The organism is Litchfieldia sinesaloumensis (assembly GCF_900156865.1).
In the GTDB taxonomy this organism is placed as follows: Bacteria; Bacillota; Bacilli; order Bacillales; family Bacillaceae_L; genus Ferdinandcohnia; species Ferdinandcohnia sinesaloumensis.
Genome location: NZ_LT732529.1, coordinates 1,930,184 through 1,949,022, shown reverse-complemented (window position 1 = coordinate 1,949,022; position 18,839 = coordinate 1,930,184). Strand labels below are relative to the sequence as shown.

Here is an 18,839-nt window from a genome sequence, read left to right as displayed (position 1 = left end):
AGAGGGGTCTTTCCTATTTTTTAATCTTCAACAGGCCACCAGTGGAATCCGTCTTTTGCTAATAATTCGTCGGCTGCTTTTGGACCGTTTGAACCAGCTGGATAATTTGGAAACTCTGTTGCAATTTGGTTTTCCCAAACTTTTGAAATAGAGTCAATGTAACGCCATGAAAGAGCTACTTCATCCCAGTGGGCGAAGTTTGTAGTGTCACCCATCATACAGTCAAATAGTAGTTTCTCATAAGCTTCTGGCGTGTTAATGCCATCAATGCAATTATTGCAATAGTCAAGCTTAACAGGTAAAGTCATCGTACTCTGACCAGGTCTTTTCGCATTCAAATAAAGAGTAATGCCTTCATCTGGTTGAATATTAATAACCAAAAGGTTTGGATTTTGACGTTCGTTGTCTTCTTTATAATACAAGTCCATTGGAATATCTTTGAATTGAACAATAATCCTTGTGGACTTCTCCTTCATTCTCTTACCTGTACGAATGTAGAATGGAACACCCGCCCATCTAAAATTATCGATTAAAAGTTTCCCTGCCACATATGTTGCGGTGTTTGACTGTGGGTCAACTTTTTCTTCTTCACGATAACCAGGAACTTGTTTTCCATCTAATGTACCAGCATCATATTGACCTCGTACAAAGGAGTTTTTTACATCCTCTTCTTCTAATGGACGAAGAGCACGTAAGACCTTGATTTTTTCACTCCGAATTTCATCGGTGTTAAGTTTAATTGGTGGCTCCATTGCTAATAATGCAACCATTTGCAACATATGGTTTTGGACCATATCTCTCAGTGCGCCTGATTTTTCGTAATAACCGCCACGGTCCTCTACACCAAGTACCTCACTAGAAGTTACCTGGATGTTTGATATGTACCGATTGTTCCAAAGTGGTTCGAATATCGCATTTGCAAATCGAATAACCTCAATATTTTGAACCATTTCTTTCCCTAGGTAATGGTCAATTCTGTAAATCTCATCTTCTGAAAATGCATGACGTAGCTGCTCATTTAATTGCTTTGCTGATGGTAAGTTATGTCCGAACGGTTTTTCAATTACAAGTCTGTTATAACCTTCTGTAGAGGTTAATTCTTCAGCTTTCAAATTGACAGCGATTGTTCCAAAGAATTCTGGGGCCATCGCTAAATAAAAAATACGATTTCCTTCTGTGTTGTAGGTTGAATCTAGTTTTTCAGCTAGTTCTTTTAATTCCTTATAAGATTCCCGATCATTGACATTAAAAGGATGGTAGTAAAAGTGCTTAGAGAACTTTTCGATTTTCTCGTTTTGCTCCTCAAATTTTCCTTCTACCGAGTTTCTTACATTTTGCTGGAATTCTTCATTTTTTAATGGACGTCTCGCCACTCCGATTACTGCAAAATCTTCTGAAAGTTTTCCTTTTGTATACAGATTATAGATCGAAGGATAGAGCTTTCGATTCGCCAAATCACCTGTTGCTCCAAAAATAATTACGACTGATTTTGGTGCTGTATGTGTCATTTATATCCCCCACTTTTTAAGGCATTAGTAATATCTATTTAATGTATACTTTTTTGTTTAGTAAATCAACTAATTCAACTGAATTTTTTGTATTCATTTTTAAAGTATTCCTTACGATGGAGTTGATATTCAGTAATCGGAAGATAATCTTAACGAAGGGGCTTGTCTGGTGAACAAATAAGAGAATATGGTATAGTACTTATAGAGTCGTTTCATGGGAACGTTAAAATTTTATATCAATATTGGAGGATCTTTCGGTGGAAGTTGTATTTTTAGGAACGGGAGCAGGGGTACCTGCAAAAGAGCGGAATGTCACTTCAATTGCCTTACAAATGCTAAACGAACGAAGGGCAACCTGGTTGTTTGATTGCGGTGAGGCAACGCAGCATCAAATTTTACATACCTCGATAAAACCCGGTAAAATAGAAAAGATTTTTATTACGCATTTACATGGAGATCATATTTTTGGTTTGCCAGGTTTAATAGGAAGCCGTTCCTTTCAGGGAGGCGAGACTTTACTGACAGTATACGGCCCAAAAGGTATTAAAGCATTTATTGAAACTTCATTGACCATTAGTTCAACTCATATTCGGTATCCACTTACTATAGTAGAAATCGAAGAAGGTCTGGTTTTCGAAGATGAACAACTTTGCGTTACTGCTAAGGAACTTGAGCATGGGATTCAATCCTTCGGTTATCGAATTGTAGAAAAAGACCTCCCAGGAACATTGGACGTAGAAAAGCTATTAAAGGAAGGAATCAAACCAGGTCCCATCTACCAAAAAATTAAAGAAGGTTTAACAGTTGACCTTGAAGATGGTCGTCAAATAAATGGGGCAGAATTTATTGGTCCGCCTAAAAAGGGACGTATTGTGGCAATATTGGGTGATACACGTTATGTTAATGAGAGCATTGACCTTGCAAAGGACGCAGATCTGCTTATTCATGAAGCCACTTTTAGTTCAAACGAAGCTGACATGGCCCATAACTATTTTCACTCAACGACTACACAAGCGGCTGAAATTGCAAAACAGGCAGGGGTAAAGAGTTTGATTATAACGCATATAAGCTCAAGGTATCAAGGGAATGACAGTAAAGCGCTCCTAGAAGAAGCGAGGCAAACGTTCCAAAATACGTATTTGGCGAAAGATTTTTCTATGTTCGATGTATAGTAAGACGTTTATTAGTGGAGGATATAGGCCACTTATTGTTAAAAAATGGAATAAACCTAAGAACATTGTTAATACATACATTCGGAGGTAACCTACAATGAATTCAGTAATTGAAACCATTATGAATCATCGTTCGATTCGTAAATTTGAAGAGAAATTACTAACAGACGAACAAATTCGCACAATTGTTGAGAGTGCCCAAGCTGCCTCAACTTCTAGCTTTATTCAGGCTTATTCGATAATTGGCGTAAAAGATCCGGAAAAAAAGAAGAAGCTTTCTGAAATTGCCGGAAATCAATCCTATGTTGAACATAACGGACATTTCTTCGTTTTTTGTGCTGACCTCCATCGTCACCACGTCATTAGCCAAATGGAAGAGAAAGATTTATCCACTTCATTAGAAAGTACGGAGAAGTTTATGGTTGCTACAATTGATGCAGCATTGGCTGCCCAAAATGCGGTACTTGCAGCAGAATCTATGGGCTTAGGTGCTTGCTATATTGGAGGCTTGCGTAATAATCTTGATGAGGTCAGCAAACTATTAAATATTCCTCCACTTGTAGTTCCTCTTTTCGGTATAACGGTAGGCTATCCAGCCCAAATGACCGATAAAAAGCCAAGACTTCCATTTGAGCATATTTATCATGAGGATGAGTATAACCAGAACGAAAGTCTATTCAAAGAAGAATTATTAGCATATAATCAAATCATTTCTGAGTACTATACGAATCGTACAAATGGTAAGCGTTCAGATACATGGACTGCCCAAATGGCAAATATGCTTGAAAAACCAGTACGAATGTACATGAAGGATTTTGTGCAGAAACAAGGTTTTAACAAGCAGTAGTCTCTAAAATACTTGGAAGGAGCGGAAATCCATGGATATAAAAGTCAATCATAAATTAATCAAAGAAATGTGTGGTACCGTCTCCTTCAAAAGAGGAGACGCTTTTTATCGAACCAAGAAGGTAACATTCACTGAATACTCACCTTCTTCGTGCAAAGCGATTGTTAAGGGAACAGAGGATTTCCAAGTTGAGATTTCAAAAAATGCAAAGGGGACACTAGAGGTAACATGTAGTTGTCCTTCACTTGTCAATTTTGATAAGAAGTGCCAGCACATCGCTGCTGTATTAATTGCAATTCATGAACAACAAAATCAAGAGCCGCCTATTTTCTATGAATCCGATTCATCCAAAGAGGGAGACCTGACTAATGAATTTATAACATTATTTATAGATCGTCCTACACGTGCTAGTGGTCACCAACTCCATTTTGAGGATAGAAAGGTCTTAGAGGTTAACTTTATATGTAAACCTGTAAAGATATCAAATGAGCAAATCTTATTTGGATTGGAAGTTGAAGTTGAGGATACAGTGGTAAAGGATTTTCGTGAATTTCTTACAAATATTAAACATGGAAAGTCACATGTACTCTCTACGCAACTAACTTATGATCCTCATCAATATTGTTTTTTACCAGAAGTGGACAAATTGTTTCATCAACTGATTCGGGTTGCCGAGGATGAAACAATTTTTCTAGAGATGAACTCCGGTCATTCAAACTTCAAGGTCAGTCCCAAACTACTTCTGATTCCACCATCTTCTTGGGGTGGGCTAGTACCCCTTTTATTGCAATGCCCGACCGTATTTATAAAAAGTAATAAAGTTACATATAAAGGTTTGCAGATTGTTAACGAGCCACCTCCGCTTCATTTTTTATTTGAAGAGGGGGAAGAGAATGGGTATCGCCTAATGATAAATGGTTTCAACCGGATTATCATAGTAAACTCCTATAATTCAGTGTTAAGTGATGGTCGTCTTCATCAAATTGAGGGAGAGGATTGTGAGCGTTTATTAGAGCTTAAACGAATGCTTGCGAGTCCTGGTGCAGAACACGTACCTATTCCAAAAGAGCAATCTCGATTTTTTCTTGAAAAGATTGTACCTGGTTTAAAGAAAATTGGTGTTGTTCATATGTCTCAAGCGGTGACCAAAGAGTTCATGAAAACACCTCTTGTAGCAAAACTTTATTTGGATCGTCTTAGACACAAGTTACTTGTGGGTTTAGAATTCCACTATGAAAATATCATCATCCAACCCCTAGAGAATCGTGATTCTACAACTGGACCAATGGTATTTAGAGATATCGAGAAGGAGGATGAAATTCTACGGATCATGGATGAGAGCGGTTTTTCGAAGACAGAGGGCGGGTATTATATGCATAATGAGGAACTTGAGTATGAATTCTTGTATCATATCGTTCCCAAGTTGCAACCACTCTGTCAGATATATGCTACAACCGCTATAAGAAATCGCATCGTTTCGAAAAATGAACATCCGAAAATTAGAGTTAAAATTAAAAAAGAGCGAACTAATTGGCTGGAATTTAAGTTTGAAATGAGAGGTATTGCAGACCAGGAGATTAGGGAAATTTTAGTTGCTCTTCAAGAAAAAAGAAAATATTATCGGCTTAAAAATGGTGCACTCTTTTCACTAGAAACGAGAGAAATGGAAGAAATTGAGCGCTTTTTAAAGGCTGTTCCGGTTCAGGATGATAATTTTGAATCTAGCTTAGATATGCCGATTATTGAAGCTTTACCTTTTTTAGATTTAATTGATGATGATAACCAGATCTTCACTGCCGAGGAATCCTTCAGACAGTTTCTTGATACAATTAAAAACCCAAGCAAATTGAATATAGAAGTTCCAGAATATCTAAATTCAATTTTACGAGATTATCAAAAGCAGGGCTTCCGATGGCTGAAGACACTGGCGAGCTACGGATTTGGTGGAGTGCTCGCAGATGATATGGGTCTTGGAAAAACCGTACAAAGTATTGCTTATATTGTCTCAGAGCTTTCAACTATTCGTCACAGTAAGAATCCAATTCTTATTGTTTGTCCATCATCTTTAACATACAACTGGTTGCAAGAGTTAGTGAAATTTGCCCCCGAGGTTGAGGCGATTGTGATTGATGGAAATATGGCGGAGCGAAAAGAGTTGCAAAAAGCAAGTGGTGGAATGGATGTTCTAATCACTTCATACCCGTTAGTAAGACGCGATATTAAATGGTATGAATCGCAAAGTTTCCATACCGTTTTCTTTGATGAGGCCCAAGCTTTTAAAAATCCAGCTACACAAACAGCAAGGGCTGTAAAAAAAATAAAAGCTACACATCGGTTTGGATTAACAGGAACGCCAATCGAGAACTCAATTGAAGAACTTTGGTCCATTTACCATGTAGTGTTTCCACAACTTTTTAAGGGCTTAAAGGAATTTAGCCATCTATTAAGGAAGGATGTAGCAAGGCGAGTTCGTCCATTTTTGCTTCGGAGGGTTAAAGAAGATGTTCTCGCAGAACTGCCCGAGAAAATTGAGATTATGGAGTCTTCTGAGTTATTACCTGAACAAAAGAAACTTTATGCTGCATATCTGGCAAAGCTTCGACATGATACATTAAAGCATCTCGATAAAGAAACCATTCGAAAGAATCGGATTCGAATTCTTGCCGGGTTAACACGGTTAAGACAAATTTGTTGTCATCCAGCTCTGTTCGTAGATGATTATAAGGGAAGTTCCGCAAAATTTGAGCAGCTACTAACAATTATTGAGGAGTCTAAGTTGTCTGGAAGGAGAGTTTTAATCTTCTCCCAATTTACAAAAATGCTCGAAATAATTGCGAGGGAGATAACAAACAGGGGATATAGCTTCTTCTATTTGGATGGCCAAACACCTACAGATGAGCGAGTAGATTTATGTCATCGATATAATGCGGGAGAACGTGAATTGTTTTTGATTTCTTTAAAAGCGGGTGGAACTGGCTTGAATTTGACGGGTGCGGACACGGTTATATTATACGACCTTTGGTGGAATCCTGCGGTCGAGGAACAAGCAGCAGATCGTGCCCATCGTATTGGTCAGAAAAAAGTAGTTCAAGTCATTAAGCTCTTTTCACGTGGTACAATTGAAGAGAAAATGAATGAATTACAAGAAAAAAAGCGAGACCTAATAGCAGACCTTATCGATTCTGAGGAAAAAACGACACTGACAGAAGAGGATATTCGTGAACTTCTTATGATCTAATAAAGGGAGGCACTACCGGCTGGGTAGTGCCTTTGTTGTTATTAACTACGTTATAGCCAACCGCGGTCATATTGTTTAGGGGCATCAATCGAAACACCAAGTTCTTTAGCTGCAGTCCTAGGCCAGTAAGGATCACGTAATAGCTCCCGAGCGATAAAAATTAAATCAGCGCGATTATTCTTTAAAATCTCTTCAGCCTGAATAGCTTTTGTTATTAACCCAACTGCTCCAGTAGGGATATCTGCTTGGTTACGTATTTTATCTGAGAAACCAACCTGATAGCCAGGGAAAGCATCAATACTTGCGGGAACAACAGCACCAGAGCTGACATCAATTAAATCAACACCTTGCTCCTTCATCAGTTTTGCATATTCTACATAATCATCAGGAGTTAAGCCTCCATCTGTATAGTCGTTTGCAGAAATACGGACAAATAATGGACCATCCCATTCTTCTTTTACTGACTTTATCACCTCGTGCAGGAAACGATAGCGCTTTTCAGGACTTCCGCCGTACTCATCTTCACGTTTATTAGAAAGAGGTGATAAGAATTCGTTGATTAAATAGCCATGAGCACCGTGGATTTCAATAATATCAAATCCTGCTTCTTTTGCTCGCCTTGCTCCTTGCCCGAATGCTTCAATGATTTCTTTAATTTCACTACTTGTTAATTCTTTCGGTTTTTTATAACTTTCACTAAACGCTATCGCAGAAGGCGCCACAATATCCCCTTCAACAGTTGCCTTTCGCCCTGCGTGAGCAATTTGGATGGATGTCTTCGCACCATGTGCTTTCATCATTGAAACTAGCTTTTTAAAGCCTGGGATATGCTCATCACTCCAAATCCCTAAATCCTGTGGAGAAATTCTCCCCTGAGGAGTTACAGCAGTTGCTTCAACCATAATCAGGCCAACCTGACCTACTGCGCGGCTCACATAATGGGTGAAATGCCAATCTTCCACCATTCCATCCTCATTGTGACTTGAGTACATACACATCGGTGACATGACAATTCTATTTTTTAGTGTGACATTTTTAATCGTATACGGTGAGAATAATGCTGACTTCATGAAACAGGCCTCCTATATGTAAAATCGTTATCATTATATCACTCTAAAACGTATGGTCATAGTAATGTGACTATGATAGAAAAAAGCATCGATCAATTCATTGTCGATGCTTTCAACTTACTATTTAAGTGGTTTCTCTGCTAATTTCTTCCCAGTTTCTGTGCTAATTAGTGCAACCTTAGTCGGAATATATGTTTGTGATTGCTTATCAAATACATATCTTGTCTCGTAATAGGCTATTACATCATAATGAGCAATTCCAGATACAGCCTGGATTGAAACTATTTCTTGAGGTTTCATTTTTGTTAACTTATCGAAACGGTAATCGGAAGTTGGGTCAATCCAGGTTTCAATCTCAGCAAATCGTTTTTGTAATTCATCCTTATCAGCAAAGTCTCGATAACGTTCCTCAGATAACGGAATGCTGGCTTTTAGTTCAGTCTGTTTATCAATAAATTCTACTTGATAGTCCCCGGTATATTTCATTGAAAAACGCTTCTTTGAATCGTCAAACCAATTTACAGAATTGGGCTCTGGAAAAATTTCCTCCACTTTCTCCCCCGTATAGCTTAATACGGTTAAGCCTGTAATGCCTCCACTACCGACAGATTGAAAATAGAGGAGAATATCCTGTTTACCATTTTGTATTACGTCGGCAAACTTCATTTCAGCTAGTTGATATAAATCTTGTTTATTATCGTAGGTACTAAATTGCTCACCATTAATTTTAATTGTCCATTCATTCGCAAGATTGTATTGATTTTTTCTGGCGAGTAACTCAATAATATCCTTGTTCCCGTCACCATCTAAATCAACATATTCCTTTTGAACAATTGTAAAGGGGCCATAATCTTCATCGTTTTGTCCGGCATGCGTTACACTGTGAAAGCCGACGAGCAGGCCTAATGCTACTAAAAATCGAACCAGTTTCATAAAATCACCTCTTTTGGTAGGATAACCAAAAATGAAGAGGGATATAGATAAAATGGTTTATTTTGTATAAAAGTTTTCCGTATAATAAGGGTGAGATTCATTATTAAATGCAACTCCAACCCCTAAATAGGTATATTCCTGTTTTAAAATATTTTCCCGATGGCCCCAGGAATTCATTAAACCCTCGTGGGCAAAAATACTGCTAAATTGTCCATAGGCAAGATTTTCACCAGCAATAGTAAATAGAATCTCATCCTCAAGCATGCGGTCAAAAGGGGACTGTCCATCTAAATTGGTGTGGCTGAAATAATTGTGCTCTGCCATGTCTGAGCTATGTTTACGAGCTGTTTCTCTTACAGAGTCATCCCAATTAAGAATACCTAACCCAAAATTAACCCTGGTAGCATTCGTAAGGTCAAATAACTGATATTCAAATCCTTCCTTTAATTGCTCACTTGCAGAACTGTAGAAATCAGCTCTGTTTTGCTCAAGTGCTTCAGAAACGATTTGAATAGAGGTTACTGTGTTATCTTGATGTTTATCATAAAATATAGTGACATAGGTGCTATCGATGTAGAAAACATCGTAGTCCCGGTCCTGTTGAAATTCATAGTAGACAAATCCTTTTTGAATTCGGGTCATGGGTTCACCTAGTTGTTCAAGAACCACTTGTTTTGGGGTACCACGCTGGATCCCTTTTTTGGATGAGATGAGATCCTGGTTTGTATATAAACCCACCACATTATTCCCTTTGTCATAAGCAACCATGATAAAATTATGATATTCTTCATGATACGTATACCAGCTTGCTCCATATTCATTTTCTGTGATTCGATTTGGAGCACCGAGCTTCGCTTCCACATTCTCTTTGCTTTCCCCAAGTTCAATATTGTGTATGGAAAAGAGTTGTTCACTAGGTACATGCAATTCTGGTTTTTTCACATTGCTATTATCAATAATTGAATTTTCTGGGGCTTGTTCCTCTAAGCTTTGTAGTAATGTTCCGATATATTGGATGCCTTCATTGACTTTATCTTTGATAGTTGCAAGTTCCTCAGATTCAGAAACTCTGTCGATTTCGGATGTAATAGTATCGAATACTGATTGATTATCAGTCTTAGTAGCTAGTTTTTCTAATACGGTCCAACTGGCGTATAAGAAAAATATAAATGAAAAAAATAGAAGGATTCTCCTCATATCAAACCTCCACTCCCAATAAACCCTATAACCATTCTATCCAAACTTTTATGAATCGATAAGGGATTAAAACCGAAAAAGGAAAAAGGGGGTAGAATTACCCCTAGGCAGATTTGTTTTTTCCAATCCATGTAAAATATAGCAGTATCGAAATGAGCACAGATAATGCAGAGGTAATATAAATCGATTGATATCCAAAAAAGTAGGCAAGCTGGCCGAAAGAGATTGCTCCTATCCCAACGCCTAAATCAAACGAAGAAAAAAAGGTTGCGTTGGCCATTCCTTTTCGGTTACCTGGAGCAGATTGCACAGCCCATGCTTGTAAGGCAGGCTGCAGGGCGCCGAAGCCTAGGCCGTAAAGAAAAGCCGCAACATATAGTACAAGGCTACTAGGTAACCAAGCTAATAGAACCAGAGCTAATGCAATCGACAAGCTACCAGGTCCGAATACAGCCCGATGTCCCTTTGTATCATAGATTCGACCGGCAAATGTACGAGAAACCATTAAGGCAATTGCAAATATAAGGAAATACACTTCAATACCAGGAATTCCCTTTTGTACAGTATATAAAGGTAAAAAGGCTGCCATTCCTCCAAAAGGAACAGTTATAAAGAATAATAGAATGGAAGGGGGGAGGGCTGTTTTTTCGTAAAAATCCCATTTTTGAGTATGTTTTTGTACGGTTTCTCTTTTTTTGTAATGGATTCTGGAAGATAATATAAGTGCAACTAAACCAAGAATGGCACAAATGGAAAAGAGTTTTGTAAAAGAAATCGTACCAGCAAGTGTTAGACCTAACGAGGGTCCAAAAGCAAGGGCAAGATTACCGAATAGTCCAAAGTAGCCCATTCCTTCACCGCGTCTACTAGCGGGGATTAAGTCGGTTGCAATGGTTCCTGATGCCGTTGTTGAAAAGCCCCATCCAATTCCTTGAATGATTCGAAATCCGAATAAAAAGAGTAAACTTGTAATCAGCCCATAGGATCCAACGGAGAGGACAAAGATGGCTAGCCCAAGTAAATAGACGAATCGACGCCCCTTACTTTCCAATGAGTGACCTGCAAAAGGTCTAGCTAATAGTGCTGAAAAAGTAAAGATGCCGACAACTAAACCTATAAGTTGATCATTGCCTCCAAGTTGTTCCACAAAAAGTGGAATTGTCGGCAATGTCATCTGAAATCCAAGAAAAATAAAAAAGTTAGACATGCAAATAAGTGTAAAATCGCGGGTCCAAATTCTTGCTTTTGGTGCACTTAGTTGAGGTGGTGTTTCCTTTACTAGCGGTGTACTCATAGAATCTCCCCATCTTAAATTATTTCGGTTATCTAAATGTATTTTAGCAAAAATGCCAGTAAAATCCCACCATTGTACAGCACTTTTCCTCGGCTCGGCAAGATTCCACTGACTTCGACAAAGATTCAATTATTTTTTATCTGATACAGATTGAAGCATAGCTTCTCCAAGTTCGGCAGAGCGATTGGTAGCGCGTTTGATACAAGACACCATTGCTTGTTGGTAGTTAAATTGCTCCAATACATTTATACCTGCTTCAGTCGTACCACCCGGACTCGTTACTTCCTTACGTAATGTAGCAGGTTGCTTTGGTGAGCTTTTCAACATCTCTGCTGCACCAATTATCGTTTGAAGGATTAATTCCTTAGCAATTCCTTTTTCAAGCCCGATTTCATCAGCAGCTTTTTCCATAGCTTCTACTAAATAATATACGTATGCAGGGCCACTACCCGATAGACCTGTTACTGCATGAAGGTCCTTTTCTTCAACTGTTGTGACAATTCCAATCGTCTCAAATAATTGACGTGAGATTAGTAGATGGTTTTCAGTTGCATACATTCCTATCGATAGAGCGGTAGCTGATTTTCCGATAGTTGCAGATGTATTTGGCATTGCGCGAACAACAGGTACTTTTTTGTTAAGTAAGTCGGTAATGGTTGTGGTCGCTACTCCAGCTAATACAGAGATGATGAGTTGGTTTTCATTAATATGATCCTTAATTGCTAAGACGGCTTGTGCAACGTCTTTCGGTTTTATCGCAAAGATGATGATTCCTGCGTTTTCGATTGTTTCTTTTATGTTAGTGGTTATGGTTACACCGTAGGTTTTGTTTAATTCTTCTAGTCGTACATGGTTGGAGCGATTCATTACAGAAATCTGTCTAGGCATGAAAAGCTCCTTTTGTAGCATCCCTGAAATCATGGCCTCTGCCATTGAGCCGGCCCCAACAAATACAATATTTTGTTTCATTTCCATAACGTTTCCCTCCAGAGTTTAAAAAATATGCTGTTTTCAAAAACTGTATTGCTTTTTATATAGTTGAATATCTCGATGTAACAATCTTTTTGAGAAAGGGCCAGATAAAAAAGACCTATTCCATCCTTGAAAAGGACGGAATAGGTCTACTATCCGCGGTACCACCTTACTTAACAACTTGAAAAAGTTTGCTTTTTCAAGTGTTCCACTCAAAACCCGTATCGTGGGAGGACGGTTAGGTTTTCCTAACAGCTCATAGGTAGGTTCAATCAAGAAGTGGGCCATGAGATCTTTCAGCCGGTGGATCTCATTCTCTTTTCGCCATTGCATGATTTACTAGTCCTAATCAAAGCTTTTCGCATTTTATATTAATGGTCATTATGCACTGATTTAAAGGGGATGTCAATACTTTCTTTTTGAAAATTAGCCCAATTAAGCTTACATACAAGAGAAGTTATTCGAATATAATGACAAAATAAGGTGGAAAAGGTAAACTATAAATGGAAAATTGTAACGAGATTTATATTGATATAGTACAAAGGAGGTACGTATGAGTAAACTAGCGACCACGAAGGATGTTTTTAAAATAACCTTGCCAACACCTTTTGCTGTCGGGGATGTGAATGTATATGTTGTTAAGGGAGACACTCTAACCTTAATAGATGCTGGTGCAAAAACAGAGGAAGCGTGGCAGTCTTTTAAAGAGCAGCTTTTATTGCTAGGCTATAAACCTTCCGATATCGAGCAAATTGTAATCACTCATCATCACCCGGACCATGTTGGGCTACTTGATTATTTTAGTAAGGATGTCCCTATTATTGGTCACCCAAAAAACCAGCCATGGATTAGTCAGGATAAGCAATTCTTTGTCAATAGTGAGCCATTCTATAAAGAGCTTTTTATTCAATTAGGGGTTGATCCAGCATTTATAACTTTAATTGATATGGATGAAGAACTTGAATATTCTTGCCGTAGATCGCTTACTACATTAATCGGGGAAGGGGATATTCTTGAAGGAATGACAGGCTTCAAGGTGTTAGAAACTCCCGGACATGCACAAAGCCATATTGTTTTGTACAGAGAAAGTGATGGAATGCTCATTGCGGGAGATACTCTCTTAGCAAAAATATCCCCTAATCCGTTGCTTGAACCGCCACAATTTGGTGAAACGACTCGACCAAGACCACTAATCCAATATAATAATTCCTTGAGAAGGCTGCTTTCACTCGATATTTCAACGGTTGTAACAGGTCATGGAGATGATATTTTGAATGCCCATGAATTGATCCAAGAAAGATTTGAATCGCAAAAAGAGCGAGCATATCAAGTTTTACAAATGATTAAGAAAAAGCCAATGACTGCTTTTGAGGTCTGTAGACAGTTATTTCCAAAGGTATATTTGAAGCAACCTCTTTTTACTGTGTCTGAAACGGTTGGACAGCTTGACTTTCTCGAGGAATTGGGTGAAATTAAGATAGAAGTAGTGAACGGACAACATATCTATCACTCGAATTAAATGGAGGTTGAAATGACTGAATGAATTCAAGACTTAATGGGAAAACGATTGTTATTACTGGGGCTTCGAGTGGGATTGGCGAAAAAATTGCCTATCTCGTTGCAGAGCAGGGAGCAACTCCGGTTCTTTTAGCAAGGAGCCACGATCAGTTAGAAAGAATAGCAAAGAATATTGAAGAAAAGTATAAGATAGACTGCTTGTTTTACAAGCTAGATGTTCGTGATACGGAAAATGTAAAAGGCGTATTTGAGGATATTTTACATAAGGTAAACACGGTTGATGTTCTTGTTAACAATGCTGGGTTTGGTGTATTTGCCAATGTTGTAGATGCCAATATTGAGCAAATGAAAGCGATGTTTGAAGTGAATGTATTTGGACTCATCTCATGCACAAAGATGGTGCTGCCGGCGATGATGAAACAAAATTCCGGCCATATTATTAATATTGCCTCACAGGCCGGAAAAATCGCGACACCTAAATCGAGCGTCTATTCGGCAACTAAACATGCCGTCCTCGGTTTTACGAATAGCTTACGGATGGAGCTTGCAAGCACAGATATCCGTGTAACAGCGGTAAATCCAGGCCCGATTCGAACGCGATTTTTTGATATTGCAGACGAGTCTGGTACATATGCGAAGAATGTAAACAAGTTTATGCTAGATCCTGATGTGGTCGCTGCAAAAATTGTCCAAGCCATGTTTACATCTAAGCGTGAACTCAATCTGCCAGGCTGGATGAATGCAGGCAGTGTGTTTTATACCTTGTTTCCTCGACTTGTTGAAAAAGTTGGAGGGAAGGCGTTTTTTAAAAAATAATAGTATTCTTTTTGATACTCCTTTTTATAAAGGGGTATTTTTGTTTCTTGGAATATTTCCACTGATCTAATCAGTATAGGACCTCAACGAGAAACGATAAGAGGTATAGCGTTAGTGACCTAAAATCGGTATACCACTACTCTGCAGACAAGATTGATACAGGATTTATTTCTTGACGTTCATTTTAGATAATGAGTAAATTACATTAAACATATTGAGTTACTATGTATTAATTAATAAACTTGAGGGAGAGAGTTAGATGACAAAAAAAGACCAGACAATTAGCTGTGAAATACCTGCTGTATCCAAAAAACCAGAAGAAATAAAAGCTGATGGTTCCTTCAACCGTCAAACGAATCGTTTTACGAAACCGTTTGGAACTAAATCTGATGAGTTACCAGTTGAGGCGGGGCGTTATCGTTTACTTTGGTCGGCAGCATGTCCATGGGCACACCGATCTGTTATTGCTCGCAAAATTCTTGGATTAGAAAGCGCGATTAGCTTAGGGAAAGTGAGTCCAATGCGCCCTCGAATTGATCGTGTTGATTGGGAGTTTTCCTTAGATGACAATGGGATTGATCCTGTACTTGGCGTTCAGTATGTGAGTGAGGTTTATATGAATGCTGACCCTGCATATACAGGTAGGCCAACTGTGCCAGTTATGGTTGATGTTAAAACTAAAAAGGCTGTTAACAATGATTATTTTAAGCTAACCAATTATTTTGAAACGGTTTGGGCTCCTTTTCATAAAGAAAATGCTCCCGATTTATATCCGGAGGACTTACGAGCTGAAATTGACGCATTGAATGATGTTATTTTTCATGATGTTAATAATGGTGTGTACAAATGTGGATTTGCTCGTTCTCAGGAGGCCTATGAACAGGCTTATGATACATTGTTTGCTAGATTAGATGAGTTGGAGACTCGTTTGTCTAAACAGCGTTTCTTGTTTGGTGATTTCATTACAGATTCAGATATTCGTTTATACACCACATTGGTTCGTTTTGATGCTGCTTATTATTCTGCGTTTCGCACAAACCGAAATCTAATCCGTGAATTTCCTAATTTATGGGGTTATGCCCGTGACCTGTACCAGACTGTTGGTTTCGGTGAAACGACAGATTTTGATGCGATTAAGCGACATTACCATTTATCGATCACGATTGATCCGACAAAAGGTGAAGTAAATATTTTACCTAAAGGTCCAGACGAATCCGTATGGCTTTCTGAACATAACCGTGAGCAGGTAAGTGGAAAAAAAGAAAAGTTCTTAATACAAGGGTAGGTGTAAAGTGAGCATGAAAATTCGTGATGCAAAACAAGAGGAATTGGTTTTTATTCGAGAGCAACGAGTTGCTGCTTATCTTGAGCATGCAGGAGAAATACCAGCTGCACATTGGCAGGCTCTTAAGCAGGCAATATCCTCAAATGCTGATCGCCATCCTGGTGCGGAGCTTATCGTATGTGAGATTGCTGAGAAAATTGTCGGAAGTGTAGTCTTGTTCCCTGCTAAAACAGACGCATATGAAGGTCAGCTAGAGGAGCTGGATTATCCTGAAATTCGAATGCTTGCAGTTAGTCCTGAGGTTCGTGGGAAGGGGATTGCTTCAGCATTGATTGCTGAATGTATCAGGCGTTCTAGAGAAAAGAATCATGAGTTTATCGGATTACATACTGGAGAATTTATGAAGCAAGCCATTAAGCTCTACACAAAGCACGGCTTTGAGCGTTTGCCTCAATATGACTTCGAGCCTGCAAATGATGGAATTATTGTTATGGCGTTTCGTATGTCCATTTAACCTATATACTTCTAAAAACCAATGCGCTATTCCGGTGTATTGGTTTTTTTGATTTGCGCTTATTCCTTTAGGAAGCAAGGTTTTATACACAATGTCATTAATCCAAGAACATAATTGATTTATTTTCCATTGAAATCGAACGTATATTCCCTTAAGATTAAGAATAAAATACGAACATATATTCTTTTTGGAGTTGATGTTAATGGTGGATTACAGTCAGTTGCCCGTTCAAAAGATTTTGTGCGTGGATATAAAAAGCTTCTATGCAAGCTGTGCTGCAGTGTTATTGGGTCTTGATCCACTTGAGTGCTATTTGGCGGTTGTTGGGGATACCGAGCGCCAGGGGAGTATTGTGCTCGCAGCTTCGCCAAAGTTAAAACAGGAATTTGGGATAAAAACAGGGTCAAGACTCTTTGAAATCCCTAAAGACCCACGTATTCAAATTGTAAATCCGAAAATGGCCATGTATTTACGAATTTCAACAGAAATTACGAGACTTTTTAACCGGTATGTACCAAAAAGCGCAATCCATGTATATAGCGTAGATGAAAGCTTTATAAAGATTGATGGCACTGAAAAATTATGGGGAGATGCAACTACAATTGCTCATAAAATCAAGCAAGAAATTGAGGCCGAATACGGTCTTGCCTGTGCGATTGGAATTGGTCCGAATATGCTGATGGCAAAGTTGTGCTTAGATTTAGAGGCAAAGAAAAAAGGAATTGCAGAATGGACCTATGAGGACGTACCCGAAAAACTCTGGACAGTCTCGCCTCTACGAGAGATGTGGGGGATTGGCAGAAGGGTAGAGCGAACTTTAAATGGAATGGGAATTACAACCGTCGGCCAGCTTGCCCACTACCCACTTGAACTACTTGAGAAGAAATTTGGGGTGATGGGAAATCAGCTTTATTATCATGCTTGGGGTATTGATTTATCGGAAGTTGGTGCCCCTATTATGCAAGGGCAGATTAGCTTTGGGAAAAGTCAAATTTTGTTGCGTGACTATCCGGACCCGGAAGAAGTAAAGCATGTCATTCTTGAAATGTGTGAAGAAGTAGCTAGACGTGCACGACGACATAAAAAAGCGGGAAGAACGATTAGCCTAGGAATTCATTATAGTCAAGATGAATTTGGTGGAGGGTTTTACCGGTCAAAAACGATTGATACCCCGACAAATATCACGATGGAGATGTACCGTGTGTGCCTTGAACTTTTTGAGAAATTCTATGTAGGAAAAACAGTTCGTAAAATCTCAATTGCACTTTCCAACATAGAGGATGACGTACAAATGCAATTGGATTTGTTTTATCTTAATCGAGTTAAACAACATAAGCTTGGTTATGTGATGGATGGTATCCGTGGAAAGTATGGATCGGATGCAATACTGCGCGCAGTTTCCTACACAAAAGCAGGAACCTCAAGGCATCGCAGCAAGCTAGTTGGAGGACACAAAGCAGAATAATAACCAAAAGTGTAAATAATCTGAAATGGACATAGACTTAAGAAAGAGGTGGCAAGGAATGATACGTGATCGCGGAGCTATAAAATGGACAGCAATGATGCTGCCGGAGCATGTGAAAATACTTAGAGATTGGTCGGAAGAAGATACGTATGAGCAGAAGCCGGAACTTGATGAACAGCAAATTGAAGAGATGAATGGTACTCTTTGTCAGGCAATGGAAGAGGGGAGAGAGTTGATGATTACACATTATGAAAAAAAGCATCATAAACTCCTTCTTGGTACCATTCATCACTATGATGCTCTACAGGGACGCTTGCATATCATCGATAAATTTGGAGAAGTCCACTATATCCCTGTAAATATGTTGGTTGATTTGCGCTTTTCTCATTAATTTGGCAGGAATTTTAGAGTAAAGATAGAAATTAATAGGGTAAATAAATAGAATGGAGTAAAAATGATGTTTGTATACCAAATTGATGAGGAACTGTCTTTAAAATTAACAGAGCTTAGTGATGCAGAGAGAATTTTTGAATTAACTGATGAGTCAAGACCATACTTAAGAGAATGGCTGCCATGGCTTGATACGACAACAAAGGTAGAAGACACAAGGGCATTTATCAACATATGTAGAAAAAGCTATGCGGAAAATAAAGGGCTGCACACTGTTATCGTTTATAGAAATGAAATTGTTGGGGTAGCAAGTTTTAACGAAATTGATTGGAACAATAAAATCGCTTATATTGGCTACTGGCTTGGTCAGCAATACCAAGGAAATGGAATTATGACTAGGGTAGCTAAGGCGTTGACAGATTACGCTTTTCACCATTTGAAACTGAATCGAGTTGAAATCCGAGCAGCTGTTAACAATCATAAAAGCCGGTCCATTCCAGAAAGACTAGGTTTTATCAACGAGGGTCAGATTAGACAACATGAATGGCTCTATGACCATTATGTGGACCATATAGTATATGGCATGCTTGCAAAGGATTGGAAAACAGATTAAAGGAGCC

The 18,839-nt window shown here is 38.7% G+C and carries 16 protein-coding genes; 10 read left to right on the top strand and 6 right to left on the bottom strand.

The annotated features are described in order from the left end of the window. Positions 1-20: 20 nt before the first annotated feature. Positions 21-1,508, bottom strand: a complete 1,488-nt coding sequence (gene zwf / locus CZ490_RS09725; RefSeq protein ID WP_077618712.1) for a glucose-6-phosphate dehydrogenase — start codon at positions 1,506-1,508, stop codon at positions 21-23. 257 nt (positions 1,509-1,765) lie between these two features. Between zwf and rnz the strand changes: the two genes are divergently transcribed. The 3 genes from rnz (at position 1,766) to CZ490_RS09710 (ending at position 6,765) form a co-directional block, all read left to right on the top strand. Beyond that, positions 1,766-2,680, top strand: coding sequence for a ribonuclease Z (gene rnz / locus CZ490_RS09720; protein WP_077618711.1), 915 nt, complete (start codon positions 1,766-1,768; stop codon positions 2,678-2,680). Between the two features lie 97 nt (positions 2,681-2,777). Beyond that, positions 2,778-3,527: an oxygen-insensitive NADPH nitroreductase gene (gene nfsA / locus CZ490_RS09715; RefSeq protein WP_077618710.1), complete on the top strand. Its 750-nt coding sequence runs from the start codon at positions 2,778-2,780 to the stop codon at positions 3,525-3,527. A 31-nt stretch (positions 3,528-3,558) separates the two neighbouring features. Further along, entirely contained in the window at positions 3,559-6,765 is a 3,207-nt protein-coding gene (locus CZ490_RS09710; RefSeq protein ID WP_077618709.1) for a DEAD/DEAH box helicase, read from the top strand. A 50-nt stretch (positions 6,766-6,815) separates the two neighbouring features. On the opposite strand, the gene namA is transcribed toward CZ490_RS09710, so the two are convergent. The 5 genes from namA to proI form a co-directional block, all read right to left on the bottom strand. Then, positions 6,816-7,835 (bottom strand): NADPH dehydrogenase NamA, encoded by a 1,020-nt coding sequence (namA, locus tag CZ490_RS09705; RefSeq protein WP_077618708.1) that lies wholly within the window; start codon positions 7,833-7,835, stop codon positions 6,816-6,818. Positions 7,836-7,955: 120 nt separating this feature from the next. After that, positions 7,956-8,768 carry a hypothetical protein gene (locus CZ490_RS09700; RefSeq protein ID WP_077618707.1) on the bottom strand — a complete coding sequence of 271 codons (813 nt, stop codon included), beginning with the start codon at positions 8,766-8,768 and terminating at the stop codon, positions 7,956-7,958. A 57-nt stretch (positions 8,769-8,825) separates the two neighbouring features. Next, positions 8,826-9,965 carry a CAP domain-containing protein gene (locus tag CZ490_RS09695; protein ID WP_077618706.1) on the bottom strand — a complete coding sequence of 380 codons (1,140 nt, stop codon included), beginning with the start codon at positions 9,963-9,965 and terminating at the stop codon, positions 8,826-8,828. Positions 9,966-10,068: 103 nt separating this feature from the next. Continuing rightward, a complete protein-coding gene (locus tag CZ490_RS09690) occupies positions 10,069-11,259 on the bottom strand; it encodes an MFS transporter (protein ID WP_077618705.1) in 1,191 nt (396 codons plus the stop codon). Between the two features lie 129 nt (positions 11,260-11,388). Beyond that, entirely contained in the window at positions 11,389-12,234 is an 846-nt protein-coding gene (proI, locus tag CZ490_RS09685; RefSeq protein WP_077618704.1) for a pyrroline-5-carboxylate reductase ProI, read from the bottom strand. Between the two features lie 550 nt (positions 12,235-12,784). On the opposite strand from proI, the gene CZ490_RS09675 reads away from it, so the two are divergent. The 7 genes from CZ490_RS09675 (at position 12,785) to CZ490_RS09645 (ending at position 18,832) form a co-directional block, all read left to right on the top strand. Further along, a complete protein-coding gene (locus tag CZ490_RS09675; RefSeq protein ID WP_077618702.1) occupies positions 12,785-13,750 on the top strand; it encodes an MBL fold metallo-hydrolase in 966 nt (321 codons plus the stop codon). A gap of 20 nt (positions 13,751-13,770) precedes the next feature. Continuing rightward, positions 13,771-14,565 (top strand): SDR family NAD(P)-dependent oxidoreductase, encoded by a 795-nt coding sequence (locus CZ490_RS09670; protein ID WP_077618701.1) that lies wholly within the window; start codon positions 13,771-13,773, stop codon positions 14,563-14,565. Between the two features lie 259 nt (positions 14,566-14,824). Further along, positions 14,825-15,850, top strand: coding sequence for a glutathione S-transferase family protein (locus tag CZ490_RS09665; RefSeq protein WP_077618700.1), 1,026 nt, complete (start codon positions 14,825-14,827; stop codon positions 15,848-15,850). Between the two features lie 13 nt (positions 15,851-15,863). Continuing rightward, the gene (locus tag CZ490_RS09660) at positions 15,864-16,364 is read left to right on the top strand and encodes a GNAT family N-acetyltransferase (protein ID WP_077618699.1); all 501 of its coding nucleotides are present in this window, start codon (positions 15,864-15,866) and stop codon (positions 16,362-16,364) included. A gap of 202 nt (positions 16,365-16,566) precedes the next feature. After that, positions 16,567-17,829 (top strand): Y-family DNA polymerase, encoded by a 1,263-nt coding sequence (locus CZ490_RS09655; RefSeq protein ID WP_077618698.1) that lies wholly within the window; start codon positions 16,567-16,569, stop codon positions 17,827-17,829. A 58-nt stretch (positions 17,830-17,887) separates the two neighbouring features. Further along, the gene (locus CZ490_RS09650; protein WP_077618697.1) at positions 17,888-18,220 is read left to right on the top strand and encodes a YolD-like family protein; all 333 of its coding nucleotides are present in this window, start codon (positions 17,888-17,890) and stop codon (positions 18,218-18,220) included. Between the two features lie 66 nt (positions 18,221-18,286). After that, positions 18,287-18,832: a GNAT family N-acetyltransferase gene (locus CZ490_RS09645; RefSeq protein ID WP_077618696.1), complete on the top strand. Its 546-nt coding sequence runs from the start codon at positions 18,287-18,289 to the stop codon at positions 18,830-18,832. Positions 18,833-18,839 lie beyond the last annotated feature (7 nt).

What these genes read in the sequence shown, in the direction of transcription:
- CZ490_RS09645 (WP_077618696.1), top strand. Translation starts at nt 18,287, where the DNA reads ATGTTTGTATACCAAATTGATGAGGAACTGTCTTTAAAATTAACAGAG.
- CZ490_RS09700 (WP_077618707.1), bottom strand. Translation starts at nt 8,768, where the DNA reads ATGAAACTGGTTCGATTTTTAGTAGCATTAGGCCTGCTCGTCGGCTTT.
- CZ490_RS09665 (WP_077618700.1), top strand. Translation starts at nt 14,825, where the DNA reads ATGACAAAAAAAGACCAGACAATTAGCTGTGAAATACCTGCTGTATCC.
- CZ490_RS09670 (WP_077618701.1), top strand. Translation starts at nt 13,771, where the DNA reads ATGAATTCAAGACTTAATGGGAAAACGATTGTTATTACTGGGGCTTCG.
- CZ490_RS09655 (WP_077618698.1), top strand. Translation starts at nt 16,567, where the DNA reads ATGGTGGATTACAGTCAGTTGCCCGTTCAAAAGATTTTGTGCGTGGAT.
- CZ490_RS09695 (WP_077618706.1), bottom strand. Translation starts at nt 9,965, where the DNA reads ATGAGGAGAATCCTTCTATTTTTTTCATTTATATTTTTCTTATACGCC.
- nfsA (WP_077618710.1), top strand. Translation starts at nt 2,778, where the DNA reads ATGAATTCAGTAATTGAAACCATTATGAATCATCGTTCGATTCGTAAA.
- CZ490_RS09690 (WP_077618705.1), bottom strand. Translation starts at nt 11,259, where the DNA reads ATGAGTACACCGCTAGTAAAGGAAACACCACCTCAACTAAGTGCACCA.
- proI (WP_077618704.1), bottom strand. Translation starts at nt 12,234, where the DNA reads ATGGAAATGAAACAAAATATTGTATTTGTTGGGGCCGGCTCAATGGCA.
- CZ490_RS09650 (WP_077618697.1), top strand. Translation starts at nt 17,888, where the DNA reads ATGATACGTGATCGCGGAGCTATAAAATGGACAGCAATGATGCTGCCG.
- CZ490_RS09710 (WP_077618709.1), top strand. Translation starts at nt 3,559, where the DNA reads ATGGATATAAAAGTCAATCATAAATTAATCAAAGAAATGTGTGGTACC.
- CZ490_RS09675 (WP_077618702.1), top strand. Translation starts at nt 12,785, where the DNA reads ATGAGTAAACTAGCGACCACGAAGGATGTTTTTAAAATAACCTTGCCA.
- namA (WP_077618708.1), bottom strand. Translation starts at nt 7,835, where the DNA reads ATGAAGTCAGCATTATTCTCACCGTATACGATTAAAAATGTCACACTA.
- CZ490_RS09660 (WP_077618699.1), top strand. Translation starts at nt 15,864, where the DNA reads ATGAAAATTCGTGATGCAAAACAAGAGGAATTGGTTTTTATTCGAGAG.
- zwf (WP_077618712.1), bottom strand. Translation starts at nt 1,508, where the DNA reads ATGACACATACAGCACCAAAATCAGTCGTAATTATTTTTGGAGCAACA.